29 protein-coding genes are annotated in these 23,878 nt (G+C 40.5%); 13 read left to right on the top strand and 16 right to left on the bottom strand.

Annotated elements, in window-relative coordinates; translation table 11 throughout:
- Positions 1 to 20 precede the first annotated feature (20 nt).
- Together galE and NSQ25_RS17550 are read right to left on the bottom strand one after the other, a co-directional pair.
- A complete protein-coding gene (gene galE / locus NSQ25_RS17545) occupies positions 21 to 1,013 on the bottom strand; it encodes a UDP-glucose 4-epimerase GalE (RefSeq protein ID WP_041115409.1) in 993 nt (330 codons plus the stop codon).
- Entirely contained in the window at positions 1,013 to 2,200 is a 1,188-nt protein-coding gene (locus NSQ25_RS17550) for a galactokinase (protein ID WP_326135912.1), read from the bottom strand. Before NSQ25_RS17550 ends, galE begins: the two co-directional genes overlap by 1 nt.
- Positions 2,201 to 2,375: 175 nt before the next feature.
- Here NSQ25_RS17550 and NSQ25_RS17555 point away from each other — a divergent pair, with 175 nt between their 5' ends.
- Positions 2,376 to 3,221, top strand: coding sequence for an AraC family transcriptional regulator (locus NSQ25_RS17555; RefSeq protein ID WP_024423841.1), 846 nt, complete (start codon positions 2,376 to 2,378; stop codon positions 3,219 to 3,221).
- A 34-nt stretch (positions 3,222 to 3,255) separates the two neighbouring features.
- On the opposite strand, the gene NSQ25_RS17560 is transcribed toward NSQ25_RS17555, so the two are convergent.
- Together NSQ25_RS17560 and NSQ25_RS17565 are read right to left on the bottom strand one after the other, a co-directional pair.
- Complete coding sequence (locus NSQ25_RS17560; RefSeq protein WP_326135913.1) at positions 3,256 to 3,513, bottom strand: hypothetical protein; 258 nt, start codon at positions 3,511 to 3,513, stop codon at positions 3,256 to 3,258.
- Between the two features lie 26 nt (positions 3,514 to 3,539).
- Complete coding sequence (locus NSQ25_RS17565) at positions 3,540 to 3,923, bottom strand: GtrA family protein (RefSeq protein ID WP_012011676.1); 384 nt, start codon at positions 3,921 to 3,923, stop codon at positions 3,540 to 3,542.
- A 454-nt stretch (positions 3,924 to 4,377) separates the two neighbouring features.
- Between NSQ25_RS17565 and NSQ25_RS17570 the strand changes: the two genes are divergently transcribed.
- The 3 genes from NSQ25_RS17570 (at position 4,378) to NSQ25_RS17580 (ending at position 6,171) form a co-directional block, all read left to right on the top strand.
- Positions 4,378 to 4,518: an anti-repressor SinI family protein gene (locus tag NSQ25_RS17570; RefSeq protein ID WP_008345506.1), complete on the top strand. Its 141-nt coding sequence runs from the start codon at positions 4,378 to 4,380 to the stop codon at positions 4,516 to 4,518.
- 302 nt (positions 4,519 to 4,820) lie between these two features.
- Positions 4,821 to 5,510 carry a class I SAM-dependent methyltransferase gene (locus NSQ25_RS17575; RefSeq protein WP_326135220.1) on the top strand — a complete coding sequence of 230 codons (690 nt, stop codon included), beginning with the start codon at positions 4,821 to 4,823 and terminating at the stop codon, positions 5,508 to 5,510.
- Positions 5,503 to 6,171 carry a glycosyltransferase family protein gene (locus NSQ25_RS17580; protein ID WP_326135219.1) on the top strand — a complete coding sequence of 223 codons (669 nt, stop codon included), beginning with the start codon at positions 5,503 to 5,505 and terminating at the stop codon, positions 6,169 to 6,171. The genes NSQ25_RS17575 and NSQ25_RS17580 overlap by 8 nt, the downstream gene beginning before the upstream one ends.
- A 250-nt stretch (positions 6,172 to 6,421) precedes the next feature.
- Here NSQ25_RS17580 and NSQ25_RS17585 read toward each other — a convergent pair whose 3' ends face one another.
- The 3 genes from NSQ25_RS17585 to NSQ25_RS17595 all read right to left on the bottom strand — a co-directional run bounded on the left by NSQ25_RS17585 (position 6,422) and on the right by NSQ25_RS17595 (position 8,321).
- Positions 6,422 to 6,706, bottom strand: a complete 285-nt coding sequence (locus NSQ25_RS17585; RefSeq protein ID WP_041115399.1) for a hypothetical protein — start codon at positions 6,704 to 6,706, stop codon at positions 6,422 to 6,424.
- Positions 6,696 to 7,823: a Rap family tetratricopeptide repeat protein gene (locus NSQ25_RS17590; RefSeq protein WP_326135914.1), complete on the bottom strand. Its 1,128-nt coding sequence runs from the start codon at positions 7,821 to 7,823 to the stop codon at positions 6,696 to 6,698. Before NSQ25_RS17590 ends, NSQ25_RS17585 begins: the two co-directional genes overlap by 11 nt.
- Positions 7,824 to 8,150: 327 nt before the next feature.
- A complete protein-coding gene (locus NSQ25_RS17595) occupies positions 8,151 to 8,321 on the bottom strand; it encodes a hypothetical protein (RefSeq protein WP_186365578.1) in 171 nt (56 codons plus the stop codon).
- A gap of 604 nt (positions 8,322 to 8,925) precedes the next feature.
- Between NSQ25_RS17595 and NSQ25_RS17600 the strand changes: the two genes are divergently transcribed.
- The 4 genes from NSQ25_RS17600 (at position 8,926) to NSQ25_RS17615 (ending at position 13,210) form a co-directional block, all read left to right on the top strand.
- Positions 8,926 to 9,504: a hypothetical protein gene (locus NSQ25_RS17600; protein WP_139142194.1), complete on the top strand. Its 579-nt coding sequence runs from the start codon at positions 8,926 to 8,928 to the stop codon at positions 9,502 to 9,504.
- A 1,195-nt stretch (positions 9,505 to 10,699) separates the two neighbouring features.
- Entirely contained in the window at positions 10,700 to 11,014 is a 315-nt protein-coding gene (locus tag NSQ25_RS17605) for a DUF485 domain-containing protein (RefSeq protein ID WP_034281315.1), read from the top strand.
- Positions 11,011 to 12,552 (top strand): cation acetate symporter, encoded by a 1,542-nt coding sequence (locus NSQ25_RS17610; protein WP_046312821.1) that lies wholly within the window; start codon positions 11,011 to 11,013, stop codon positions 12,550 to 12,552. The genes NSQ25_RS17605 and NSQ25_RS17610 overlap by 4 nt, the downstream gene beginning before the upstream one ends.
- 319 nt (positions 12,553 to 12,871) lie before the next feature.
- Positions 12,872 to 13,210 (top strand): DUF4288 domain-containing protein, encoded by a 339-nt coding sequence (locus NSQ25_RS17615; protein ID WP_326135915.1) that lies wholly within the window; start codon positions 12,872 to 12,874, stop codon positions 13,208 to 13,210.
- Positions 13,211 to 13,222: 12 nt separating this feature from the next.
- On the opposite strand, the gene NSQ25_RS17620 is transcribed toward NSQ25_RS17615, so the two are convergent.
- From NSQ25_RS17620 to NSQ25_RS17635, 4 genes are all read right to left on the bottom strand, one after another.
- A complete protein-coding gene (locus NSQ25_RS17620; RefSeq protein ID WP_111926935.1) occupies positions 13,223 to 13,597 on the bottom strand; it encodes a nuclear transport factor 2 family protein in 375 nt (124 codons plus the stop codon).
- A gap of 133 nt (positions 13,598 to 13,730) precedes the next feature.
- Positions 13,731 to 14,399 (bottom strand): thiamine phosphate synthase, encoded by a 669-nt coding sequence (gene thiE, locus NSQ25_RS17625; protein WP_326135916.1) that lies wholly within the window; start codon positions 14,397 to 14,399, stop codon positions 13,731 to 13,733.
- Positions 14,386 to 15,210: a hydroxyethylthiazole kinase gene (gene thiM / locus NSQ25_RS17630; RefSeq protein ID WP_326135917.1), complete on the bottom strand. Its 825-nt coding sequence runs from the start codon at positions 15,208 to 15,210 to the stop codon at positions 14,386 to 14,388. The genes thiE and thiM overlap by 14 nt, the downstream gene beginning before the upstream one ends.
- Positions 15,211 to 15,227: 17 nt before the next feature.
- A complete protein-coding gene (locus NSQ25_RS17635) occupies positions 15,228 to 16,115 on the bottom strand; it encodes a LysR family transcriptional regulator (protein WP_039182411.1) in 888 nt (295 codons plus the stop codon).
- Between the two features lie 165 nt (positions 16,116 to 16,280).
- Between NSQ25_RS17635 and NSQ25_RS17640 the strand changes: the two genes are divergently transcribed.
- Both NSQ25_RS17640 and NSQ25_RS17645 read left to right on the top strand, forming a co-directional pair.
- The gene (locus tag NSQ25_RS17640) at positions 16,281 to 16,664 is read left to right on the top strand and encodes a CidA/LrgA family holin-like protein (RefSeq protein ID WP_080701177.1); all 384 of its coding nucleotides are present in this window, start codon (positions 16,281 to 16,283) and stop codon (positions 16,662 to 16,664) included.
- Entirely contained in the window at positions 16,658 to 17,338 is a 681-nt protein-coding gene (locus tag NSQ25_RS17645; protein WP_212051310.1) for a CidB/LrgB family autolysis modulator, read from the top strand. The genes NSQ25_RS17640 and NSQ25_RS17645 overlap by 7 nt, the downstream gene beginning before the upstream one ends.
- 36 nt (positions 17,339 to 17,374) lie before the next feature.
- Here NSQ25_RS17645 and NSQ25_RS17650 read toward each other — a convergent pair whose 3' ends face one another.
- Positions 17,375 to 18,556, bottom strand: a complete 1,182-nt coding sequence (locus NSQ25_RS17650; RefSeq protein WP_326135918.1) for a class I SAM-dependent rRNA methyltransferase — start codon at positions 18,554 to 18,556, stop codon at positions 17,375 to 17,377.
- 118 nt (positions 18,557 to 18,674) lie between these two features.
- On the opposite strand from NSQ25_RS17650, the gene NSQ25_RS17655 reads away from it, so the two are divergent.
- Positions 18,675 to 19,058, top strand: coding sequence for a VOC family protein (locus NSQ25_RS17655; protein ID WP_024423854.1), 384 nt, complete (start codon positions 18,675 to 18,677; stop codon positions 19,056 to 19,058).
- Between the two features lie 85 nt (positions 19,059 to 19,143).
- Here NSQ25_RS17655 and NSQ25_RS17660 read toward each other — a convergent pair whose 3' ends face one another.
- The 3 genes from NSQ25_RS17660 to NSQ25_RS17670 form a co-directional block, all read right to left on the bottom strand.
- Positions 19,144 to 19,872 (bottom strand): amino acid ABC transporter ATP-binding protein, encoded by a 729-nt coding sequence (locus NSQ25_RS17660; RefSeq protein ID WP_034281322.1) that lies wholly within the window; start codon positions 19,870 to 19,872, stop codon positions 19,144 to 19,146.
- Positions 19,869 to 20,513 (bottom strand): amino acid ABC transporter permease, encoded by a 645-nt coding sequence (locus NSQ25_RS17665; RefSeq protein ID WP_024423856.1) that lies wholly within the window; start codon positions 20,511 to 20,513, stop codon positions 19,869 to 19,871. Before NSQ25_RS17665 ends, NSQ25_RS17660 begins: the two co-directional genes overlap by 4 nt.
- A gap of 70 nt (positions 20,514 to 20,583) precedes the next feature.
- On the bottom strand, positions 20,584 to 21,348 hold the full coding sequence (locus NSQ25_RS17670) for a transporter substrate-binding domain-containing protein (RefSeq protein WP_061110243.1): 765 nt from the start codon (positions 21,346 to 21,348) through the stop codon (positions 20,584 to 20,586).
- Positions 21,349 to 21,866: 518 nt separating this feature from the next.
- Here NSQ25_RS17670 and NSQ25_RS17675 point away from each other — a divergent pair.
- Both NSQ25_RS17675 and NSQ25_RS17680 read left to right on the top strand, forming a co-directional pair.
- Positions 21,867 to 22,952, top strand: coding sequence for a Rap family tetratricopeptide repeat protein (locus NSQ25_RS17675; RefSeq protein ID WP_034281323.1), 1,086 nt, complete (start codon positions 21,867 to 21,869; stop codon positions 22,950 to 22,952).
- 19 nt (positions 22,953 to 22,971) lie between these two features.
- Positions 22,972 to 23,112, top strand: a complete 141-nt coding sequence (locus tag NSQ25_RS17680; protein WP_162860197.1) for a hypothetical protein — start codon at positions 22,972 to 22,974, stop codon at positions 23,110 to 23,112.
- Positions 23,113 to 23,157: 45 nt separating this feature from the next.
- On the opposite strand, the gene NSQ25_RS17685 is transcribed toward NSQ25_RS17680, so the two are convergent.
- Positions 23,158 to 23,790 carry a GTP pyrophosphokinase family protein gene (locus NSQ25_RS17685; RefSeq protein ID WP_326135919.1) on the bottom strand — a complete coding sequence of 211 codons (633 nt, stop codon included), beginning with the start codon at positions 23,788 to 23,790 and terminating at the stop codon, positions 23,158 to 23,160.
- Between the last annotated feature and the right edge of the window lie 88 nt (positions 23,791 to 23,878).

Raw genomic sequence — 23,878 nt, forward strand, 5'->3', positions numbered from 1 at the left:
TCTTGCCTGCCTGTTATGCGTTATTTACTTTGGTAGCCGTCTGGATGCTTCTGAAACCAATCCCACGCACTTTGAATGATGGTGTGAAGGTCAGCATATTGAGGTGTCCACCCTAATTCTTGCAGCGCTTTTTCAGAAGAAGCAATCAGCTTTGCTGGATCTCCCGCGCGTCTGTCAGCGACCTGTGCTGGGATCGCATGCCCCGTAACGTTTCTAACAGCATCTACTACCTGCTTCACGGAGAAACCAGTGCCATTCCCTAAGTTGTATGTTGCACTTCCTTTTCCAGCACGCAGACGATCAACAGCTAAGATGTGCGCGTCTACTAAATCCATGACATGAATGTAATCCCTAATACACGTGCCATCCTCTGTCTCATAATCATCACCGTAAATCATGATCTGATCTCGTTTTCCTAAAGCCACTTGCAGAATAATCGGAATGAGATGTGTCTCAGGCTGATGATCCTCTCCGACAAGTCCTTCTGTATGAGCGCCAGCTACATTAAAGTAGCGAAGCACAACGTATTTCATTCCATATGCCTGCTCAGACCACTTCAGCATTTTTTCAATCGCTAGTTTCGTTTCTCCATAAGGATTGGTTGGATTCGTCTCATCCGTTTCAACGATCGGCACTCGCTTTGGTTCACCATATGTGGCAGCGGTTGAAGAGAAAACGATGTGTTTCACATCAAATTCATTCATCACCTGAAGTAAGGCTATTGCTCCTCCAACGTTGTTGTCATAGTACTTTAGCGGGTCTGTTACACTCTCGCCGACAAGTGAATCTGCGGCAAAGTGCATCACCGCTTCTATTTGATGCGTTTTGAAAACCTGTCTTAAAAAATCTTGATCTCGTAAATCTCCCTCTTCTAAAACAGCTCCCTCCAAAACGGCTTCTTTGTGCCCTGTCTGCAAATTATCCACTACCACCACTTGTTCACCTTTCGCTAAAAGAGCCGCTACCGCATGACTGCCAATGTACCCTGCTCCCCCGCACACTAAAATTGTCATTACACTTCCTCCTTCTTGAGTTCTCTTGCGCCGCCTCCAATTCCAGCTGTGTAAAAAGAGGCTTGAATGCCCGTCTTCTCTTGATAAATCGCTCCCGTTTCTTCTATAAACGATGCCAGCTGCTTTTCTTTCACAATACTGATCGTGCAGCCACCAAAACCCGCGCCCGTCATACGGGAGCCAATTGTTCCAGGATGGAGCCAAGCGGCTTCTGCCAGAGTATCCAGTTCAAATCCAGTCACTTCATAATCATTCTTTAAAGAGAGATGAGAAGCCTTCATAAGCGCACCTATTTCTTCCATTTTATCATCTTTCAGAAATTTGACTGCTTTTATGGTCCGCTCGTTTTCTGTCACCACGTGTCTTGCACGTTTGCGGCATGTTTCATCCTGAATCAAATGGGCATGTTCGGCAAATTCATCTGCCGTGAGCTCACATAAGTGGGCAAGGCCGATTTCTTCTCGTAAATCGTTTAAAGCTGATTGACACTCTGACCTGCGTTCATTGTATTTGGAATCTGCCAGTGTCCGCTTTTTGTTTGTATTGGCAATGACAAGCGCCAGCCCCTCTTGCCGAAACGGACTGTATTGAAAATCAAGGGTATCGCAATTAAGCAAAATGGCGTGATCTTCTTTTCCAAGAGCAATTGAAAACTGATCCATGATGCCGCAATTGACGCCAATAAATTCATTTTCTGCACGCTGCGAAAGGAGGGCAAGACGGGCATTTGAAACGCCGAATGAATGCCATTCATTGATGCAGACGGCGGTGACAAGCTCGATGGAGGCAGAGGAAGACAGGCCTGCGCCATTGGGAATATTGCCGCCGTATACAATGTCAAAGCCTTCCTCTATCTTCATCCCTGCTTCAATAAACTGATGGAACACGCCCTTCGGATAATTCGCCCAGCCATCCGATTCTAAGTAAGCGATTTCAAAAAGGTCGAATTCTTTCACACCATCGCCATCAAAGTTCAAGGAATACATTCTCACGCGGCCATCTGTCCGCTTTGCACATGCTGCATATGTACCGAGAGTGAGCGCACAAGGGAATACATGACCTCCATTGTAATCTGTATGTTCACCAATCAAGTTCACTCTTCCCGGGGCAAAAAAATAGCGAAGTTCTTCTTCTCTATCCCCAAATTGCTGGTGAAATGCTGTGCGTAACATATCGATCATATCCATTCCCCTTTTCTCTTCTGATACTCTTATTTTAGTTGCCTGAACTGCGTAAGTTCAATGGTAAAAAAATCGTTAAAAAATACCCTTTTTTTGCTGTGAATGGTACGATGTGATATGAGGTGTAACATGATTCAAAATAGAAAAAGGTTGTTTTTTGCTGTGAAGGAGGTTTTCCAATTTGAAGAAGGAAGCATTTGCATTTCGTTTTCACCATTCTGATGTTACATTGCCGGCACAAATATGGTCTGTTGGCTGGGAGGTTCAATCATCTTCGTTATACAGCTGGAATGGCGTGGAGCGGAAGGATCAGGGCAAGTGCATCTTTCAGCTCACACTGTCTGGACACGGCATGATTGAAATCGGACAGAAGCGGTTCAAAGTCTTGCCAGGGCAGGCCTTTCTTGTGAAAAGTCCAAGTGCCTATCAATATTATTTTCCAGAGGACAGTGAGCATTGGGAATTTCTCTATTTGACGCTTTATGGGGAAGCCTGTGATCTTTGCTTTGACCAATTTATAGATCAAGGAAAGCAGGTCATGCGTTTTCATCCTCATTCCAAACCGATCCGCCTGCTGAAGAAAATTTATGATGAAGCCAGTGAAAGACGGATTACCAATCCATTTGAGGGGTCTAGCCTTGCTTATCAATTTGTCATGGAACTGTATTCATATTTGCCAAAGCTTGAGGGACAAATGGAGAAATGGCCTGAGCCCATCGTCCAAGCGGCCTTGTTTGCCAGCCATCATTTTCACGAGGAAATTGGCCCAGACGATATGGCAGCTGCGGCACGTTTATCCAAAAGTCATTTTACGAGAGAATTCAAAAAGGCCACTGGCTTCACACCTATTCACTACTTAACCAATATCCGGTTAGAGAAGGCGGAAACATTATTAAAAACAACGAAATACTCAATTGAAGAAATCGCCATACAGTGCGGCTACCGAAATGCGAATTACTTGAATAAAGTCTTTCGAAAGAAAATCGGCATGTCTCCAAAGCAACTGCGGGAAACAAGCGATGCATAATAAAAAGCAGCCGCTTCATCATTGGCTGCTTCTTTTACGCTTTTGACAGATCAACATGAATTCTTCCTTGTTTTAAAACAATCGTCATTTGCGTATCAGTGGTCATTAAGTTTTCTAAAATGTCCGTTGCCGTTTGAAGCGCAATGTCCATTCGGTTGATCTTTTCCTTTTCTTGTTCCGAAAACGCTTCTGGATGTGCGGTCATTTCTTTGACTAGCCTCAGCACTTGTTCATGCTGCTTTTCTGTTTGTTGATATATGGCATCATATAAGTCGTCTGGCCTGCTGCTCATTTCACATCACCTATCTTTTTTATGTGTTAAATCGCATCTTCTTTTGTTTTCTTGAAGACGAACCACTTACTGGCGACATAATTGACCACCACAATCACAAAGTTGACGAGAATTTTTGCGACGGTTTCATTGAGCGCCATTTGGCTCACAAATAAAATCATCAGCCCCAGATCTACACCTAGAGACATGAGACGGACACTAAAAAATGAAGAAAGCTCACGCATGAGGCTTTTTGTGTCACGAGCCTTTTGCTTGAAGACATACTTCTTATTGGTGATATAAGCAAAGAGAACAGCAAATACCCATGAAACAACCGTAGCTGTTTTGTAATCCATGGAAAACATCTCAACGAATAAATAGAAGCTGACGATATTGACAATGGTTGTACACACACCCATCACAAGATACATGACAACTTCTTGATACTTTTGAAAAAGGCTATACATGTCTTTCTTCATTCCTTCTTGGTGGTTTCTGTTTCTTTTAGAATACCATCTTGAGAAGAACTTCCCAAACGAACAATATGTATGTCCGGAAAAGATGAAATTTGTTCTACTCGATGGCAAATGTCAACGCAATCGGTTTATATGAGTCAAATGTTTTAGGTCTTTATCATTATTTTAATTTATAATCTTTCAACTGACTTTACAATTGTTTATTATTAGAAGTAAGATTTCAATATTTATGGGTTTTTTAGTCATTTTTTTAGGGACGTGGTAGTGATAGATTTTACAAAATAGGTTAAATGTCATCATTTTTCGACAAAATTTATTTTGCGCTGTTTTCAACCACACGTACAGTTACTAGACGGTTTGTTCAAGTCATTGGTTGCAGTGAATATGTCTTATTGAACTGGAGGATATTATGGATACGCAAGTGAAAAGAAGAGTTGACGAAGAGTGGGTTTATTTGATTCAGGAAGCGAAAAAAATTGGACTAGGCATCGAAGAAATACAAGCTTTTTTAACATCCAACGGTGATCAGAAGATGATAAACAAACCGTAAATCAACGCCGTTATCCTTTGTCTTTCAGACTGCTTTGGCTATAAGTTCTGACCTGTCAATTGACCTTTTGAAAATCCTTTCATGACGATACGCTACAATAATTGAACACCTCTCCATACCAATCCCTTCCACTCAATGGGGTTCTGTCTTTCTATATTAGGAGGACAGTCCGTTTCCTGTTCTTTATATGATCCCTTTTTAGCCGCCATTCATGAAAATTGTCCTTCTCTCGTTATAAAACCAAGCTGTCCACCCATATATTAAGCATGAAAACAACGAGAAAGCAGAAAGGTGGGTAGAGCGTGAGTTCAGATTCCCTTTCGTATTATCACCAAAAAAAGGATCAGTATTATCATGGGGTAAACCCGGTCATCGTCAGCCGTATCCGCGCGGAATGGACGTCTTTGTTGGATATCGGATGCGGCACAGGCAAGCTTGGAAAAGTCCTGAAACAAAAGGGCCGGACCATTTATGGCATTGAGTCATTTGAAGATGCAGCAAAAGAGGCGGAACAAGAGCTGGATCATGTTCTCTGCGGAAATATTGAACAGCTGGCTCTCCCTTATCAACATGAACAATTTGACTGCATGATTTTCGGAGACGTCCTCGAGCATTTATTGGACCCTTGGGCCGTTTTAAAAAAGGTGAAACCCTTCCTTAAAAAAGAGGGTGCCATCCTGTCATCTATTCCAAATATCGGCCACATTTCAACGGTTTTAGAATTACTAGCCGGCAGATTTACTTATACAGATGCAGGGTTAATGGATCAAACACATTTACGTTTCTTCACCCTTCACGAAATACATGCACTCTTTCATTCAGCGGGTTTTCGCATTCGCGAATTCGAGGCCATTCGCGTACAGCATCCTTCCTATGCAAGCGTGTTGAATGATCTACATGAATTACTCATGAAACACGGCATTCGTTCTGATTTCCACGAGTCTGCTACAGCCTATCAATATGTGGTCGAGGCGGTTCCATTTCATGAGTAATCCGACGATTCTGTTTGTTTTATGTGTGAATGATGAATCGATGTTTCAAGCTTGCTTCCGGCAGCTCGCTTCACTTCCGGCTCCTCATGGATACCATGTGGAGGTCTTACCCATCAGACAGGCATCAAGTATGACCTCTGCATACAATGAAGCCATCACTCATCCAGCTCAGTTTAAAATTTATCTTCATCAGGATACCCTGATTGTCAAACAGCATATGCTGCTTGAACTCATCCCGCTTTTTTTACAAAATCCATCACTTGGCATGGTTGGAGTGATTGGAGCAGAATGCGTGCCTGACAATGGAATTTGGTGGGAGAGTTCTGATTGCAGGGGAAAAGTCATTGAATATCGTCACGACACCTATCAGCTGCTTTCGTTTGAAAGAGGCCGTCAGCAGCCCGAAGCGCAAGATTATATCAAAGCTGCGGCCATTGATGGTCTTTTCATGGCGACGCAGTATGATGTGAAGTGGCGTGAGGATCTCTTTGATGGCTTTCATTTTTATGATGTTTCGCAGTCCTTTGAATTCACTCAGAAGGGCTATGAAGTTGGGATTGCAAGACAAGAAGAGCCTTGGTGTATTCATAAATGCGGAGATCATTTTGATGCGGAAACATATGAAAAAGCGAGACAAACATTTCTTGCAAATTATCGATAGAAAGCACCCTTTTCGGGTGCCCAGAATGTAGAGAAACTCATGTTTTTCTACATTCTTTTTTATTTTCCACGTCATGATGTTAGGTGAGAATGGGTCTTTTGGTGCTTTTAAGATCTTGTGCAGCTTTCAAGAAAAGGACACGGAGCACATGCTTTCGGATCTGATTTGTAGAACCGATAACCTTTCCGGGAAAATAAAGCTGTCGAGATTTTCTCGACAGCCTGACAGACCTAAAGGTCTGTTTGATTCATCAAGTAGATAATCTAGAATCACGTGTTCCAAAACGAATATCCGGATTTACACTAGAACGGGTTCCATTCCTCACAGCAAAATCGTTATCATGTTGAGATAAAGTTATAAGAGGGAAATCTTGAGTAGTAACGCTACTGCCTGTAGCATTTCTTACTGTCAGATCAGTTGATTCTGGAGAAGTAGCATTTCTTGAATTCACATCAAAATCGACAGATGATAATGAGATCACACCTAGCAATGCTGAAGCACTCAAAAAACCAGTAAGAACCGTTTTAAAATTCATATGAACAGTCGCCCCTTTGGATTTGTTTTCGGGCGTACATCACTTTTTCGTACATTTTTACAGATTCATCCATACGCCCATTCTCATTATAGTACCGAGCCGCTTCGAGCGCTAGGTCTTCTATGTATGGATAACCCCTCTCGTTCTCTAATTTTTCCAACGAGCTCAAGACCTCACTTAGGTTTGCTGTTTTTAAAAATAAATTTTCCAATACCATCAGCAACGATAAAAACAGATCATTTTTTCTATTCTTCGCTTCTTCCAAGCCTCTTTTGAAAAATCTTTCTCCCTCAATAAATTCCTTTTGACTCAAATGAAATAAAGATAATTCATAATAAACCAAAAGCAACTCTGTAGCATGAATAGGCTCTCCTTCAAGAATAACCTGATTAAAATAAGCTAGTGCCCTATTAAAATCACCTAATCCTTTATAACAACAACCAATATTAAATAATGACTTCACAATCATTGGCTTATTAGAAATTGCCTTAGATCTTTCTAAAGCTGACAATAAATGAGGAAGCGCCTTTTCTCTGCATTCAAAATCAATGAAATTACCTGCCATAACAGTTAGACAATTAATTTCTCGAATCATATAAAGTGAATTGCTCTTATGTGCCTTATAGGTATCATAAGAAAGACCAACGTAATACATAGACACGTGTGTCTGTTTCATGTGATAAAACACTTCTGATAATTTGTAGTAAAATTCCGCTCTTTCTAACTCATCCCCTACTTGCTCCAGGCGCTTTTCCGCGCGCTTATAGAACACAATAGCTCTAATAAACTTACCATTTTTGAATTCATACATTCCTTGAAAAAAATTAAAATAGTATTCAAGAATGGCTGACATCTTCTTTCCTTGTCCTTCTACAGCTTTCAAGTAATCAGATTTTTCAAGTGGTTCTTTAGAAGGCTGCACATAGTCTGTCATCAATTGGTGACGGAACTCCATCAGCTGAAAATAAAGAACCGCCTGTTCATCTTCTTCCATGACATCTATATCTTTTCTAATCTCTTCCCTTAGCATATGGGCCTCTTTAACATTGAATCTTTTTATATGCTTATACCATTCATTTATCTTGATCGCTACAACTGGAGACGGTATAGACGCCATCTACAATCCCCCCTAGAAAACCAATTTTTAACAAATGTTAGCACAATAATTCCTAATAAAATCCTATTTTTCCATTCATATGTAAAGTTTTCGGCATGACGCAAACACTTTGTAAGCAAGTAGGACACAAGACATATCAATCTTTAGATGCTATCGCAGCAGTTAACGCATTTAAATCCCATATAAGCGTTCTTGAAGCATCACACTATGGAAATACCCGAGCATAAATAAAGGTGCTTAAAACGAACATGAACGCTCTTGGTGGTTTGAAATAGGCGCTATGTTTTTTTAGAAACAAAAAAAACAGGCTCTTTAGCCTGTTCTTTATTATCCAGTGATGACCATATTGATGAATGGGACACTCAGTAAAAAGAAAACAACGGCAAAAACAACTTTATAACCCATCTCTTTTTCTTTATTATTTTTACGTTTTATCATATAAACAGCAAAATAGGAAGCACCAATTAACATCATCAATACTGGTATTACAGTCATCATAAATTCTCCTCCCAAATAAAAGAACCTATATTGCGGTCACCGCAACCCAAAAAGAAAATTTCCATCACATTACCAATTATCAAGAAATAAATGGTAGCATGAAAATATATCAAAGAAAGTGAGTGATTCTTATAAGTCCATGACTCCTATGCCTCATTATGCAACCATTTTTTTGACTCTCTTATGATTCCCCAAAATAGGAATCTGTATAGAATTACAATCAAGAAAAAAGTATAAACAAACTCAAAGGGAGAGAATGGTTCATAATCAATTATGTATGCATTAATAAACACTATTATCAAAGAAAACAATTCCATCAAAGAATCTATAAATCTGTTTTCTTTGAACACGTCCCTTGTCTTTTTGAAATTAAAGATGTCTTTAATTTCCCCGCTGGAAAGTCCTTTGATCAAACCTAGACCTATAAAATACACCCCAAAAGAAAACTCATAGGACAAATTAAAAATGTGTGTGATTACACAATAAATCAAAGTGAATAAGAATAAATACATTTTATTACTCTCCTTAACCTCTAAGTATTCCACCCCAATAGAAGGAAATATCATGTATGCGTTACCCCAAAAAACAAATAGGAGTGGTACGTATGTTTAAAAAATTTCTAGTAATGTTATGTGTGCTTACTATTACATTTGGTTTCTCTTCTCCAATGATTAGTCATGCCAATCAAGGTAATAATGAGACCCCTCCAGTCAGTGTAGATAAAAAACAATTGGAATTAGCAGAGAAACTATCTAATTACTTCGAATTAGATAAGGATGGAAATATTCATTTTACAGCTGATAAAGAAACCCTTATGGAAATGGGAATTTCAGAACACGACAGTCAACTAATGACTTCTATGAAATCAGAAGAATTTAGCTTTGAAGAGAATGAGAAAAAAGGTGACATGCAGGCTTATGGTTTTGTAGGTCTACACCTCAAATTAGGACCGAAAGTTAGAAGCATGAACGCCATAGTAGCAGGTGGATTTGCAGCCGGATATATCGGTTGGTACACAAGCAAAATTGCTGCTGCTGGACCATGGGGTGCCGGAGCCGCTGCGGCTATTACTGCTGGAACTTCTGGTGCGGTTGCATGGGCAGTTAAAAACAAATATAAGAAAGTTGATGTAGGCGTAAATATTATGTTTGTCGACTTAGCATATACTGTAAAAATACCTTAAAAATTACTGTTAAGCAACAATAAATAAAAAAAGCAGGCTCCAGTAAGAGCCTGCTTACTCTTAATATAAGACTTCAACACAAAATTTTTGAAATTGCTGAAAATATTTTGGTTCTGCATTAATAGTGGTAAGCGTATAGAAAGTGTTGCAGCGTGCAGACGATCGGTAAGCCCTCTCATTCTTCTCCTCGTAAAACAACCCTTTTTACATAAAAAAAGAAGCCATTTACGGCTTCTTGTGTTGAATTTCACTTTTCCATTATTTTATATCCGAAATCTATAAGGCACAGTTGAAAACCTCTCTGGAATGAATTTTTATCATCTTTATCTAACATACCATCCTTGTATGTTTCAATTAAGCTTTCAGCACGCGACTGTTCCATCGGCGTGTACCGGCACTAATTTATATTCCATAATACGATTTTCTCCTTGATCCTCGACTTCAAAACACCCTTTTTATAAAGCTATTTCAATTGTTCAACAAGTATTGTGCCAACGTCTTTCGAGACATATACCTCTAAATTTTCTCCAGGTGTCAGGTCGTTCATTTTTAATTGTTTCACACTGATCTAAAACAGTATCATATATTTTTTCTACTCGATCTTTGCTTCAAGTCTTCAACTCACGCATAATAAATTCAAACTCAATTTCTCAATTTCAGTTATAGAAAAATCCTCATAGCAGCAGTTATAACACCCCTTTTGACATGGAGGAATATTACCTGTTGATTTTTGATAATCTTCTATTTTTCGTTCGTACTTTCTGTATGTCTGGATAAGCCGAGCAGCTCTTGATTCAGGATGAATGTCACTATGACACTTTTTATATTTCTTCCCGCTACCACAGAAACACGGGTCATTTCTTGAGATTGTCTTAACCATTGCCTTCCCCCTACAACAACAGGATCAACCCATTAATTACCTAAACAATTTTATTATATATTACCAAAAAATGCCGTCTTGCATCTACAAGACGGTCAGTCACCTTTCTAGATTTCACTCTTCCAAAGATGCTATTTCGTCTAATAGAATTTTTGCCCCTTCTCGACTTAACACAATACCTCAAGATAAAGTCATGTTTTGATCAGGCTCAGCACCCTTTTCGGGTGCCTTTTTTATGATATACTGTCATAAACAGCCAGATCGTCTCATATGCATTGGAGTACCTTGTCCCTAATTCGTACAAAGGAGGAAACAATGGCAGACAAAAAAGTTCATTATAAGAAGGTTGCCGCTTCAGAGGATTTCCGAAAACTTCTTGAGGAAAAACGCAGATTTATCGTACCGATGACGATTTTCTTTTTTCTCTTTTACTTTTCACTTCCGGTTGCTACATCCTACTTCACCTTTTTGAACACGCCGGCAATTGGCGCGATCTCATGGGCTTGGTTATTCGCCCTCACACAATTTGTCATGACCTGGGTTTTATGTGGACTTTATGCGAAAAAAGCAGCTAAGTTCGACAATTATGTAAGCGCTTTAAAAAATGAATCAAGAGGTGATGACGAATGAGCATGACCGCTTTTATTTTGTTCGTAGCGATCGTAGGACTCACATTGGTCATCACATATTTTGCTGCGAAAAAAACTAGCAATGCGAGTGATTTTTACACAGCAGGCGGAGGTCTGACTGGGTTTCAAAACGGCCTTGCCATTGCTGGAGACTATATGTCTGCTGCATCATTTTTAGGGATTGCTGGCATGATCGCGTTAAACGGATTTGACGGCTTTTTCTATAGCATTGGTTTTCTAGTAGCGTACCTTGTCGTTCTTTACGTTGTGGCTGAACCGCTTCGAAATCTGGGGAAATATACGATGGCCGATATGATCGCTGCACGGTTTAAGCGCCCTGCCATTCGAGGGGTTGCCGCCTTTAATACCATTACAGTCTCTACTTTTTATATGATTGCACAGCTTGTTGGGGCAGGTGCATTAATCAAACTGCTTCTTGGCATTGATTACTGGATTGCGGTACTGATCGTGGGTGTCCTGATGACCATTTATGTCGTGTTTGGCGGCATGATTGCGACTAGCTGGGTACAGATCACAAAGGCTGTGCTTCTCATGCTTGGGACGTTAATTATTTCTCTGCTTGTGTTTGCAAAGTTTGATTTTAGTCTGCTGAAGATGTTTGAACAGATGAAAACAGCGACCCCGCTCGGTGGGGCATTTCTTCACCCGGGAAATAAATATGATGTGCCTTTAGAGACACTATCTTTGAACCTTGCTTTAGTGCTTGGGACAGCAGGTTTGCCACATATTTTGATCCGTTTTTATACAGTAAAGGATGCGATTTCTGCGCGAAAATCGGTTCTTTCAGCTACTTGGATCATCGGGATTTTTTATTTAATGACGGTTTTCCTTGGCTTCGGCGCTGCTGCATTTGTTGGAACAGAAGCGATCACAGCAGCAGATGCAGCAGGAAATATGGCCGCTCCACTGCTCGCCCAAGCTCTTGGAGGAGATTTGTTATTTGCCTTTGTTTCCGCTATTGCCTTTGCGACTATTTTGGCGGTGGTAACGGGTCTCGTCCTATCCGCCGCGTCTGCCTTTGCGCATGATTTTTATAGTCAGATTATCCGCAAAGGAAAAGCGAGTGAGCGGGAGCAGGTGAAGGCGGCACGTTTTGCTTCCATCGGCGTGGCGATCCTCTCTATCATTCTCGCATTATTTGCCCAGTCCTTAAACGTCGCTTTTCTTGTGTCTCTTGCCTTCGCAGTGGCAGCAAGTGCGAATTTACCTTTGATTATCTTCACTGTTTTTTGGAAACGATTTAACTCTACAGGTGCCATCGCAGGAAGCTTAACAGGCCTTCTGAGCGCACTGGTCATCGTCTCGCTCAGCCCAAGCGTCTGGGACCCGTCAGGAGCAGCCATCTTCACAGGAGAGCCGCTCATCCCGCTGTCGAACCCTGGGATTATCTCGATTCCACTCGGATTCCTTGCCGCCTACTTAGGCACGATATTCTCTTCTGAAAAAGCAGATGAAGACACCTTTACGGAAATTCAAGTAAAGGCACATACAGGCATGCATATGGATACTGATTCATAAGGAAAAGCCGGCTGCTCAGCCGGCTTTTCTTGTGTTCTTCTATTCAATCTCAGTAAGGTATAAATTGGCTTTTTAACTTATTTTTATACTTCTCTAATCTGGCAACCCTTCTAAACGTGATTAGAGAGCAGCATGTAATGAGGATTAACAGAATTTCATGAACTTCCCCCCTGTTATCAACCACACTCTTCATTCCTATCCCTCCCCGTAATGAATCTATTTATAGTGATGTATTCTCTGCAAGATGTCATTCCTATGTTATCATGTTATACACATACTGGAAATTATTTAAAACGACACGAAAGAAGTGGGATGACATATGCAAAGTATTTATTCTGCAAAATTATTATTCGAATCTATCTCATCACCAAGCAGTATACCTGATAAAATCTTTGAAGAACGAATTGTCTTAGTAAAAGCTAAAAACCAACGTCAAGTGAAGGAAATAATCAAACAAGGCTTCCCAGAAGAAACCTATGATAATGCAGAAGGTGGACAAACTAACATAAGTTTAGCAGCCATCCTAGATATCTTTGAGCTTGTAGATCACTTAGAGCAAGAATCACTGCACTTGAGTGAAGTGTACAGCTGCCACCTTATTTTTGATAAAGAAACATCTGTTCAAGAAGCCATTGAGGCATATTCTCTAGATAAATAAAAAGCCGGCTTTTTAGTAGCGCTGGAATAACTCTGGGTTTTTCGGAACGTTTTCTAAATAAACGATCTTCCCTTGGTCGTCCAGCTCTGCGATATCAATTCCTTCTGCTGTATAGACACGGCCATCCGAAAGCTTTCCGCAAACGGCCCAGTTTGTTTCATACTTTCCATCTTCTCTTTTATTCCACCCATCCCACATATGCTTAATGTCATCATGTACGTGGAAAAATGTATTCAAAAATTGTGTGAACGCTTGGATTCCAGGCTTTTGGGCGCCATTTAAGACAATCATGACATCGTCAGAAAACAATGCTAGCAAATCATCCATTTGCTTCTGGCTTTTTCCCGCTTCATCGTATCGACGAAAATACGTATCTAGCACTTCCATGTTCATTCTCCTTTAATTACCTGTCATTTCGAAAATAATCGAACTATATAATTGTACACAATTGTTTCTCTCCTGTCTAATTTACCCGGCATAAGAAAAGACATGAATTGATTTAATCCATGTCTCCTTCAGATTAAAGAGATGCTTTTTCTGCTGCAACAAGTGATTTCAGCTCTTCTGCTGCTTTTTTAGGATCGGCGCTCTCGCTAATAGCACTAATGATGCTTATACCATCTGCCCCAGCTTGTATCACTGGTGCTGCGTTGTCGTATGTGATCCCTCCGATACCTACAATCGGAATTTGAAGGCCATGACGGCGGACTTCAGTGATCAAAGACACACCCTGGACACTGCGTGTATCCTTTTTCGTTTCCGTTGGATAGACTGGGCCCATACCGACATAATCTGCTCCGTCCTTCATGGCTTGTTTTACTTCATCTAGGTTATGCGTCGATACGCCTAATATTTTATTCCCGATCCTTTCTCTGACGTCTTTTGCATTTGTGTCTTCCTGTCCAACATGAACGCCATCTGCATCAAGATCAATCGCTAGCTGTACATCATCATTCACAATAAAGGGAACATTTGCTTCTTGGCAAAGCGCTTGAATTTGACGAGCCAATTGTTTCTTCTCTTCACCTTGCAAGGCTTTTTCACCCTTTTCACGAAATTGAAACATGGTGATTCCGCCTTGAATGGCCACTTTCACAACATCAAGCGGCTGCCTCGTTGTATTCGCTGTGCCCATAATAAAATAAACCGATAATTGCTGTTTGATTTGCTGTTGATCAGCCTTTGTCATGTGAAACTCCCCCTATTTTCCCTAGTGTCAGCACATCATCGCCGGTTGTGTGTGATAGTGCGTTTAACAATTCCATTTGAAAGGTTCCCGGTCCTTTATCCTTTGCGTGCAGAGCTGCCCTTTCAGCGGCGACACCATAAAACATCAATGCAGCTGCCGACGCATAAAGCGGCTGTTCACCCGCTGCACAAAATGCTCCGATGACAGACGTCAGCAAACAGCCAGTTCCCGTCACCTTCGTGAGCCATTCATGTCCATTATGAATGGACAGCACCTCATCTCCATCTGACACCACATCGACTTTTCCTGTGATCACCACTATTGTCTGAAGTGCAATAGACGCTTGTTTGGCTAATGCCGATACATCTCCATTCGCCGCTTTCGCATCAATGCCTTTTGACTCCCAGCCATCCACTCCAAGTAAATGAGCCACTTCGGCAGCATTTCCTCTGACAACGGTGATTTTCACTTTCTCTAACAGCTGTTGAGCAGCATTCGTTCGAAGCGTTGTCGCACCGACGCCGACAGGATCTAACAAAACAGGTACACCTTTTTCATTGGCGGCTTGTCCAGCGAGAATCATGGCTTCCACCGTTTCCTTAGTTAATGTGCCAATATTCAGCACTAGTGCATCCGCTAATTGCGCCATTTCAGCCACTTCTTCTTTGGCGTTTGCCATGACTGGCGAAGCACCTAAAGCAAGCAGTCCATTCGCTGTAAAATTCGTCACAACTTGATTGGTGATATTATGAACGAGTGGATTTTTTTCTCGAACCTTCTCCAATAAATGAGACGCGCAGCTTGTTTTCATCCGTATCGTCCTCCCTTTTACTCTGCATCCCACACGTAGGATTTCGTATGCTTTAACCATTCTCTTGCCGCAAACGACAAATAGCGGTCCTTTCGCCAAATGACACCTAAATGCCACGGAATCGACGGGTTTAGGGAAATGACCTTTACCTTTTCAGGATCAAGATCACGGCAGATTCGTTCTGGCAGAAGTCCAATCCCTAAGTTTTCAGCTACCATTTCACTAATGAAATCCCACTGAGACGTTTCATAAATGACATTTGGCCGAAATCCCGCATTCATACACTCATTCAAAATCCGGCTGTGCAGAACAAAATCTTCTCTAAAGAAAATAAAAGACTCTTCCCTTAAATCAGCTAAATGTACTTCCTCACGACCAGCCATCGGATGGGATGGATGCGTCACGAGCTTCATGTTCTCTTTAATAATGGTGTACGTATGAAAAATTTTATCATTTGCAGGCAGAACAATGACACCAATATCTAACGACCCATCCTCGACCCCTTCCTCTACTTTAATGGAGCCGTGCTCAACTAATTGAAATGTGACATCTGGATATTGCTGACGGAATTCCCCCATGACATTCGGGAAGAAACTTGACCCAATCATCGGCGGCAGTCCGATTCGAATATGCCCTTTTTTCACATTCATTAAATCATTTAATTCGCTCGTTAAATTCTGAAATGACTGTGTAATTTCACTCGCCTGTGTATACATGGTTTGGCCAGCATCTGTCATTTCAACCTGCCGACCATTTCGGTAAAACAACTGCACCCCCAGCTCATCCTCCAGGTTTTTGACCATCTTAGAAATGGTCGGCTGCGATACGTAAAGAGACTGCGATGCTTTCGTGAAGCTCTTTAATCTTGCCACTTCTAAGAAATATGTTAAATGTCTGATGTCCACATGCTTCATCCTTCCTATAGACAAAAGGAATAATTACTATTCGATATATGTATTTTACCTATAACTGAACGTGCTGTACACTTTAAAGTAAGCTCATCAATTGGAACGTTGTCATGTTTTTGTGAAACACTGAACAATTTATATAGAAAAAGGAGTGAACAGAAAGTGAAATTGCTCAAAACGCCGCTGATTGCTGCCCTTCAGATTATGGTCTTGTTTATTTTTGCGAAATTCATGAATGTGCTGGCGGCCTTTTTGCATTTGAGAATTCCGGGCACGATCTTAGGCATTCTTGTCATTTTCTTATTACTTCATTTTAAGATCATTCAATTAAAATGGATAGAACTTGGCGCCGTATGGCTGCTCGGAGAACTGCTGCTTTTCTTTATTCCATCAGCAGTTGGTGTCATTGATTATGGAAAATTGCTTTCTCAATCTGGCACAAGTATTGTCCTTGTCGTCTTAATTAGTACGTTTGTGGTCATGCTCTCAACTGGTATCATGACGCAAATGATTGCAAAACGAAAGGAGCGGAAAAAGCTATGTTAGTTGGCGGACTATTTCTGATTTTAACAGTTCTTTTATATCTCGGATCAAAAGCGGTATACAAACGGCATCCGAAGGTCTATGTCTCACCGTTACTTGTCACTCCGCTTGCCCTTGTCGTCTTGCTGTTAATCGTCAACATTCCTTACGATGCTTACAATCAAGGTGGGAAATGGCTCACGAATATGCTGCAGCCTGCGACTGTTGCTTTTGCCATTCCTTTATATAAGTATTTTCATATCCTGAAGAAGCATGCAGTGGAAATTATTTTGAATGTGGCTTGCGGCTCTGTCATTGCGATCTTATCAACGGCTTTTATCGCCAAGTTGTTTCATCTGGACACAGGCCTTATTGAGAGCCTTGTCCCAAGATCGGTCACAACACCTGTAGCGATGAGTGTGTCAGAGATGATCGGCGGCATGCCGTCCGTTACGGCCGTGTTTGTCATTTTAACCGCACTGTTTGGATCGATTATCGGTCCAATGGTGATCCGTTACTTCCGCATCGATAATGACATTGCCATGGGCGTCCTGCTTGGAACGGGTGCACACGGGGCAGGAACATCGAAGGCTTTTGAAATGAGCTCCGTCTCAGGAACGATCTCAAGTGTATCGATGATTATTTCAGCCATTATTACATTATGTGCAGCGCCTATCCTTATGTCGTTTGCCTTATAAAAAAAGCCATTTCCCTTATTGGAAAATGGCTTTTTCTTATGCTTGTATGAAGACAACTTTTAAATAGTTCCCTTCAGGATAATTCTTCGTTGTACGGAAATCCTCAGGAAGGGTATATTCTTCAAGTATCCGATAGGTTTGCCCTGCTTCTTTAAAAGCCTGCGCAATAAACCCTTTAAATTTCTTCATGCCAAATGCACTGCTATTCGTTGATGCCACAATGACGCCGTTCTCAGCTGTAATTTGGATGGCTTCTTTTAATAGCTTCTTATAATCCTTCGCCGCACTGAATGTGTGCTTTTTCGTTCGTGCAAAGGAAGGCGGGTCTAAGATGACGAGATCATAGGTCCAGCCTTTTTTCGCTGCAAACGGAAAATATTTAAAGACATCCATGACTTTGATATCCTGCCCGTCCACATCAATACCATTGACTTCAAACTGCTCAGATGTTTTTTTCAAGCTGCGGTTTGCAACATCCACACTTGTCGTACGGCTCGCTCCACCAAGCGCAGCTGCCACTGAGAAAGCACCTGTGTAAGAAAATGTATTGAGCACAGTCTTTCCTTTTGCATAACAATCTCGGATCGCTTTTCTCACATGACGCTGATCAAGGAAGATACCCGTCATCGCGCCATCATTTAAGTAAACCGCCACGTTCATGCCGTTTTCTTTCACGATGAGAGGAAATTCACCTTTCTCTCCCTTCACAAAATCATCATCTTCTATATACTGTCCAGATGTATCAAATCGTTTCTTTTCATAAATGCCTTTATAGTCTGGATATACGTGCTCAAGTGCAGCCAATACATATTCCTTTAATGTATAGACTCCTTCGCTATACCATTGGATGAGGTAGAATCCGTCATAATGGTCAATCGTGACACCGCCAATTCCATCACCCTCTCCGTTGAACACACGGAAAGCAGTCGTCTGTGCATCACGAAATAAATGCGCTCTGCTTTTCGCTGCCTGCTCAAGCCTAGAGACAAAAAAAGCTTGATCTATTTTTTCGTTCGCATCAAAGGTTAGGACCCAGCCGATACCTTTATTTTGTACACCATAATACCCTTTTCCTAAAAAAGTGCCCCGCTCATCCACCCATTCAATGAGCTCGCCTTCCCGTACACCGTTCACATGCGATACTGCATCTTTGGAAATGAGCGGATATCCCTTTTTCACTTGTTCCGCAAATGTTTGTTTTAATGAGATTTTTTTCATTTGTGTCATCCTTATCCTAAATTGACTCTCTCTATCCTACCATATGAATGTATACGTTACTTCTATTATGATAAGATGAGGAGAAAATTATCAACATGACATAGAGGAGGCACTTCGTTTGACGACATTACGCTTAGATCATACAGGTATTATGGTTTCGAACATTGATCAGTCGATTGATTTTTATGAAAAAGTGGTGGGCATGAAATTAAAGGACCGCATCACTCATACAAATGGAGTGATTGAGCTTGCCTTTCTCGGTTTTAAAGATGAAACCGAAACGGAAATTGAGCTCATCCAAGGCTACAGCAGTGACCTGCCATCTGAAGGGAAGGTCCATCATCTCGCTTTCACAACAGACAATATTCATGCTGAATTCAATCGTATTCAAAAGCTGCAAATTGAATTAATTGATGAAGAAATTACGACATTACCAAATGGATATTGCTACTTCTTTTTCAGAGGACCAGACCAAGAATGGATCGAATTCTTCCAGCGCTAATATTTCCTAGGAAATGGGGCCGCTAAATCTCTCCCATTTATTCATAAAGAAAAGAGTAAGAGCATATCCATGCCCTTACTCTTTTTTATAACACCTTACTAAGAAATGATTTTGTACGCTCATGCTGCGGGTTCCCAAAGAGAGCTTCCGGTTTGTCTTCCTCGACAATATATCCGCCATCCATAAAGATGACACGGTCTCCTACCTCTCTTGCAAAGCCCATTTCATGTGTGACCACAATCATTGTCATACCTTCGACAGCTAATTGTTTCATTACAGCTAATACATCCCCTACGACCTCAGGATCAAGAGCTGATGTCGGCTCATCGAATAATAGTACTTTCGGATCCATTGCCAACGCTCTTGCAATGGCTACACGCTGTTTTTGTCCACCAGATAATTGGTTAGGATAGCTTTGAGCTTTGTCTTTTAAGCCGACTTTTTCAAGCAAGTCTAACGCTTTTTCGACTGCTGCCTTCTTCTCGATGCCTTTTACTTTTATCGGTGCAATCGTAATATTTTCTAAAACGGTTTTATGAGGGAATAAATTAAAGTGCTGAAACACCATGCCTACTTCTTGCCTTACTTTATTGATATTCACCTTTGGGTCTGTAATCGTGTGCCCGTGGACAACGACTTCTCCAGCCGTGATATCTTCTAATTTATTGAGGCATCTTAGAAACGTGCTTTTCCCTGATCCAGAAGGACCTATGACACACACGACTTCCTTTTCCTCGATGACTGCATTAATATCCTTTAACACTTCGTGATCGCCAAAGGATTTCTTTAAGTTTTTCACCGTAATCATACTCATTTGATATCAAATCTCCTTTCTGCGTAGCTAGCCAGTAGAGAAAGTAAATAAATGATCACGAAATAAATGACACCGACAATCAGCCAGACATTCAAAGGATCAAATGTAGCCGATGCTTGAACTTGCCCTCGCTGCATAATATCGGCAATTCCGATAATAGATAAGAGAGATGTATCCTTCAAGCTGATGATGGCCTGGTTTGTAATCGCTGGGAGCATGCGGCGGAATGCCTGCGGTAGGACGATAAAGCGCATGTTTTGCCCCCCTGTAAAGCCTAAAGAGCGCGCAGCTTCTGTTTGTCCTTTATCAATAGACTGAATCCCTGCACGAATAATTTCTGAGAAATAAGCCCCTGCATTAATCGCTACTGTAATAATCCCTGCGGGCACTCGATCAAGCGAAATGAATTCAAGTGTATTCAAACCAAAATAAATGAAGAATAGCTGTACGATAAATGGTGTGCCTCGAATGGCATTCACAAAGACGAGTGCGATGAAATTTAAGATTTTAAATGGTGACAGACGGAATAATGCCACAATTAAACCGATGATAAACCCTAAAATGATGGCAACAACAAAGATATATAAAGTGGTTTGCAAACCATCCATTAAATACGGAAATGCATTAATAATAGTATCCATGTTTCTCCCTCCCTAATTCACATACGGCTGACACATAAAGAAAGCGCGCTCGGAGCGCGCCTCGCTTGTGTTATGACTTCAAATATTTATCAATAATTTTGTCATATTCACCGTTTTTCTTTAGGTTCTCAAGGCCTTTATTGATCTTCTTCAATAGGTCTTGGTTTTTCCCCTTCATGACAGAGATACCATACTGGTCTCCATTCAAGCGGTCTCCAACTGTTTTCAATTTTAAATCTTGTTGTGCGATCGCATACGTAATGACAGGATAATCCTCAATTAAGGCATCTGCATTTCCGTTTGATACTTCCTGGAACATAGATGGGCTGTCATTAAATTGAACGACTTCATACCCATATTTATCAGCGTTATCAGCTGCGAACTTTGCACCAGTCGTTCCGTTTTTAACAGCTAGCTTTTTCCCCTTTAAATCATTAATAGATTTGATGCTGCTGTCCTTTTTCACAACAACTGTCAGTCCAGCGTCGAAGTAAGGATCTGAGAAATCTACTTTCTTCTTACGCTCATCTGTAATACTCATCCCGCCCATTCCAACATCAAGCTGTCCTGCCTGCATCGCTGGAATGATACCTGAGAAGTCCATGGCTTCAAGCTTCACTTTGAAACCTTGGTCTTTCGCGATTGCATTAATTAAATCAACGTCTATCCCTTCATATTTACCGCCCTTTTCAAATTCAAATGGCGGATAAGTTGTATCTATCCCGATTTTATATGTGCCTTTGCCTTCTCCCGAACCACTGTCCGATTTTGATCCACAGGCTGCCATGACAAGCACAACAATTAGTCCCATGATCAATAACATCGATTTCTTCATAAAACACGACCCCCATTGTCAGTTTTGTCTAAATATTCGCAATAACAATAATACTATACCACGCTAAAGCTATAGTGTGTGATATTTTTTATCAATACCAAAGATCCATACAATTCTAGATCAATAGTCTCTTTAAATTTTACTTTTTTGCGAATAACTCATTTTATTCTAAAAGAAGAGTCATTCACAATTATGATGTGAGATAATCTCACAAAAAACGAGGCAGCGCCTTGATAAATGATGTTTCTCCCTTGCATACGAAAGCAAACTCAACAACTTGCTTCCTCTCTATATTGATATTGTAATATATTTTTCCCAAAACCCTCTTTTTACCCGAAAAAATGTAAGCGTATACACAAGAGCGGTGTCTCCCTATTTCTTTCACTACTGGTTGAATTTACATCAAAAAACATGTTTTACAAACTGCACGAGAGAGCTTAAAATATAAGAAGATACTGGAATATGGGAAGTTGATTCAGAAGAACGGATATTGATAGATGAAGAAAGGAGGATAAGAATTGGCAGAAGCAGGTGTTTTGTCGTCCGTTGATGTAGCGAATATGCTCAATGATTGGTATGTCATGATGAAAAAAAGAGAGATACAAGGTGCCATCCAGTTAAAAGAAGACATTCTTCAAGCGTTTGATCGAATGGAAGAAAATCAAGACGTCTTACTTTACTATCAACTGCTAGAGTACCGTTTTAAAGATCTAATAGAAGATACAGCTTCATTAGATCATAGTCTTTTTGTTGATGAAAATGCCATCCGTACGGATGATATGCTCAGCTATTATTTCTATTTCTTTAAAGGGATGTATGAAATGCGCAGAGGCAATCAGGATACGGCATTTCACCATTTAAAATTGGCCGAGGATAAATTAGATCTCGTGCACGATGACATTGAAAAAGCCGAATTTCATTATAAAACAGGGTGTCTTTACTATAATATTAGGTCCACGCTTCTCTCCATCCACCACTTAAAGATGGCTTCATCTATTTACGACGCAGATCCATGTTATGTGAAAAAATCAATCAGCTGTCAAATGATGCTTGCTTTGAATTATGCGGATCAGTCGAAATATGATGAGGCAGAATTGCTGTTCGAAGAAGTGATTCATTCACTAGAACAGATGGAAGATCCAGATTTACTTGGACATGCTTATTGCAATGCAGCCTTTATTAAAAGTCTAAGAAATGAATACAATGAAGCTGTGCCGCTTCTAGAAAAGGCTTTAATGATAGAATCATTCGAAACTTCTTCTCCAGGCGGCTATTTACTTGCCATGTACGCCTACACAAAAGCACTATTTAAGCTGAAAAAGCCAGGTTTGTTCCACTATTATGTACAGCTTTCACTTCAAAAAGCAGAAAATTTAAAACAACGAAACATTTCACTTAAATTATCCATTTTAGAAACACTTATGATTCAGCCAGACAACATGATTGAGCAAATCAAGGCTTATTGCGATCAATTAGAAACAATGAATTTCCTTGTTGACCTTGAAGCTATTTGTCAGGATGCAGCAGCTTACTTAACGGATCTTGGGCTTCATGAAGAATCCTCTTATTTTAAAAACAAGGCGTTGTCCTTGAAAACTTGTTAAGAAAATGGAGTGATGTATGATGAAGAAATGGCTCATCACAAGTGCGATTTTAACCCTCTTGATAACAGGTGTTTCTGTTGGTACTTCCATTCAAAAAGACAGCCAATCTGCACAATCTCAAGATATTATTCAAAAGAGAGACCGTGGAACCAACCCTTAATATGAAAAAAAGCAGCTGTGATCAAAACAGCTGCTTTTTGATGTGCTAATCAATTTCTCGTTTAATATTCTGCATTTTTTCATCTAAGTAATGGGCAATATCTGCGGCTTCCTTCAGTTCATCAGTCAGCTGATGAGGAACATCGTTATGCAGTTTATAATAGATTTTATGCTCTAGACTCGCCCAAAAATCCATCGCAATGGTTCGCACCTGAATCTCAACCTTCACATGCTCCACACGATTTGTTAAGTAGACAGGTATCTCAACAATTAAATGAAGGCTTCTGTAGCCATTTGGTTTCGGATGTTGAATGTAGTCCTTCACTTCAAGGATCTTTAAATCCTCTCTTTGCCTCAATACATCCATAATGTTATAGATATCTTGAATAAAAGAACAGATGATGCGGACACCTGCGATATCATGGATATGCTCCTTGGCACATTGTGTCGTGATGTCGCATCCTTTTCTTGCTAGTTTATTCACGATGCTTTCAAAGGATTTAATTCGTGATTTTGTATGCTCTATTGGGTTGTGTCCATGGATTAAATTATACTCCTGGCTGATAATTGAAAACTTTGTATCAATTTCATCTAACGCAAATTTATATACTAATAGTTCATTTTTCCAATCTTCCATGACATTTTTCAAATCTTCTACATGAGTTGCTGACATATTCATTTTCTTTTTGTCATCTCCTTTTGGGAAACGGCAGCTGCACCGCTTTCCGTTTACTAGACGGAGAGAGGACTCGAATGGTTTTAAAAAA

The organism is Bacillus sp. FSL R5-0512, assembly GCF_038593295.1.
Classification (GTDB): Bacteria; Bacillota; Bacilli; order Bacillales; family Bacillaceae; genus Bacillus; species Bacillus safensis.

What these genes read in the sequence shown, in the direction of transcription:
- galE (WP_041115409.1), bottom strand. Translation starts at nt 1,013, where the DNA reads ATGACAATTTTAGTGTGCGGGGGAGCAGGGTACATTGGCAGTCATGCG.
- NSQ25_RS17550 (WP_326135912.1), bottom strand. Translation starts at nt 2,200, where the DNA reads ATGGATATGATCGATATGTTACGCACAGCATTTCACCAGCAATTTGGG.
- NSQ25_RS17560 (WP_326135913.1), bottom strand. Translation starts at nt 3,513, where the DNA reads ATGAGCAGCAGGCCAGACGACTTATATGATGCCATATATCAACAAACA.
- NSQ25_RS17565 (WP_012011676.1), bottom strand. Translation starts at nt 3,923, where the DNA reads ATGTATCTTGTGATGGGTGTGTGTACAACCATTGTCAATATCGTCAGC.
- NSQ25_RS17570 (WP_008345506.1), top strand. Translation starts at nt 4,378, where the DNA reads ATGGATACGCAAGTGAAAAGAAGAGTTGACGAAGAGTGGGTTTATTTG.
- NSQ25_RS17580 (WP_326135219.1), top strand. Translation starts at nt 5,503, where the DNA reads ATGAGTAATCCGACGATTCTGTTTGTTTTATGTGTGAATGATGAATCG.
- NSQ25_RS17585 (WP_041115399.1), bottom strand. Translation starts at nt 6,706, where the DNA reads ATGAATTTTAAAACGGTTCTTACTGGTTTTTTGAGTGCTTCAGCATTG.
- NSQ25_RS17590 (WP_326135914.1), bottom strand. Translation starts at nt 7,823, where the DNA reads ATGGCGTCTATACCGTCTCCAGTTGTAGCGATCAAGATAAATGAATGG.
- NSQ25_RS17595 (WP_186365578.1), bottom strand. Translation starts at nt 8,321, where the DNA reads ATGATGACTGTAATACCAGTATTGATGATGTTAATTGGTGCTTCCTAT.
- NSQ25_RS17600 (WP_139142194.1), top strand. Translation starts at nt 8,926, where the DNA reads ATGTTTAAAAAATTTCTAGTAATGTTATGTGTGCTTACTATTACATTT.
- NSQ25_RS17605 (WP_034281315.1), top strand. Translation starts at nt 10,700, where the DNA reads ATGGCAGACAAAAAAGTTCATTATAAGAAGGTTGCCGCTTCAGAGGAT.
- NSQ25_RS17610 (WP_046312821.1), top strand. Translation starts at nt 11,011, where the DNA reads ATGAGCATGACCGCTTTTATTTTGTTCGTAGCGATCGTAGGACTCACA.
- NSQ25_RS17615 (WP_326135915.1), top strand. Translation starts at nt 12,872, where the DNA reads ATGCAAAGTATTTATTCTGCAAAATTATTATTCGAATCTATCTCATCA.
- NSQ25_RS17620 (WP_111926935.1), bottom strand. Translation starts at nt 13,597, where the DNA reads ATGGAAGTGCTAGATACGTATTTTCGTCGATACGATGAAGCGGGAAAA.
- thiE (WP_326135916.1), bottom strand. Translation starts at nt 14,399, where the DNA reads ATGACAAAGGCTGATCAACAGCAAATCAAACAGCAATTATCGGTTTAT.
- thiM (WP_326135917.1), bottom strand. Translation starts at nt 15,210, where the DNA reads ATGAAAACAAGCTGCGCGTCTCATTTATTGGAGAAGGTTCGAGAAAAA.
- NSQ25_RS17645 (WP_212051310.1), top strand. Translation starts at nt 16,658, where the DNA reads ATGTTAGTTGGCGGACTATTTCTGATTTTAACAGTTCTTTTATATCTC.
- NSQ25_RS17650 (WP_326135918.1), bottom strand. Translation starts at nt 18,556, where the DNA reads ATGAAAAAAATCTCATTAAAACAAACATTTGCGGAACAAGTGAAAAAG.
- NSQ25_RS17660 (WP_034281322.1), bottom strand. Translation starts at nt 19,872, where the DNA reads ATGAGTATGATTACGGTGAAAAACTTAAAGAAATCCTTTGGCGATCAC.
- NSQ25_RS17665 (WP_024423856.1), bottom strand. Translation starts at nt 20,513, where the DNA reads ATGGATACTATTATTAATGCATTTCCGTATTTAATGGATGGTTTGCAA.
- NSQ25_RS17670 (WP_061110243.1), bottom strand. Translation starts at nt 21,348, where the DNA reads ATGAAGAAATCGATGTTATTGATCATGGGACTAATTGTTGTGCTTGTC.
- NSQ25_RS17680 (WP_162860197.1), top strand. Translation starts at nt 22,972, where the DNA reads ATGAAGAAATGGCTCATCACAAGTGCGATTTTAACCCTCTTGATAACA.
- NSQ25_RS17685 (WP_326135919.1), bottom strand. Translation starts at nt 23,790, where the DNA reads ATGAATATGTCAGCAACTCATGTAGAAGATTTGAAAAATGTCATGGAA.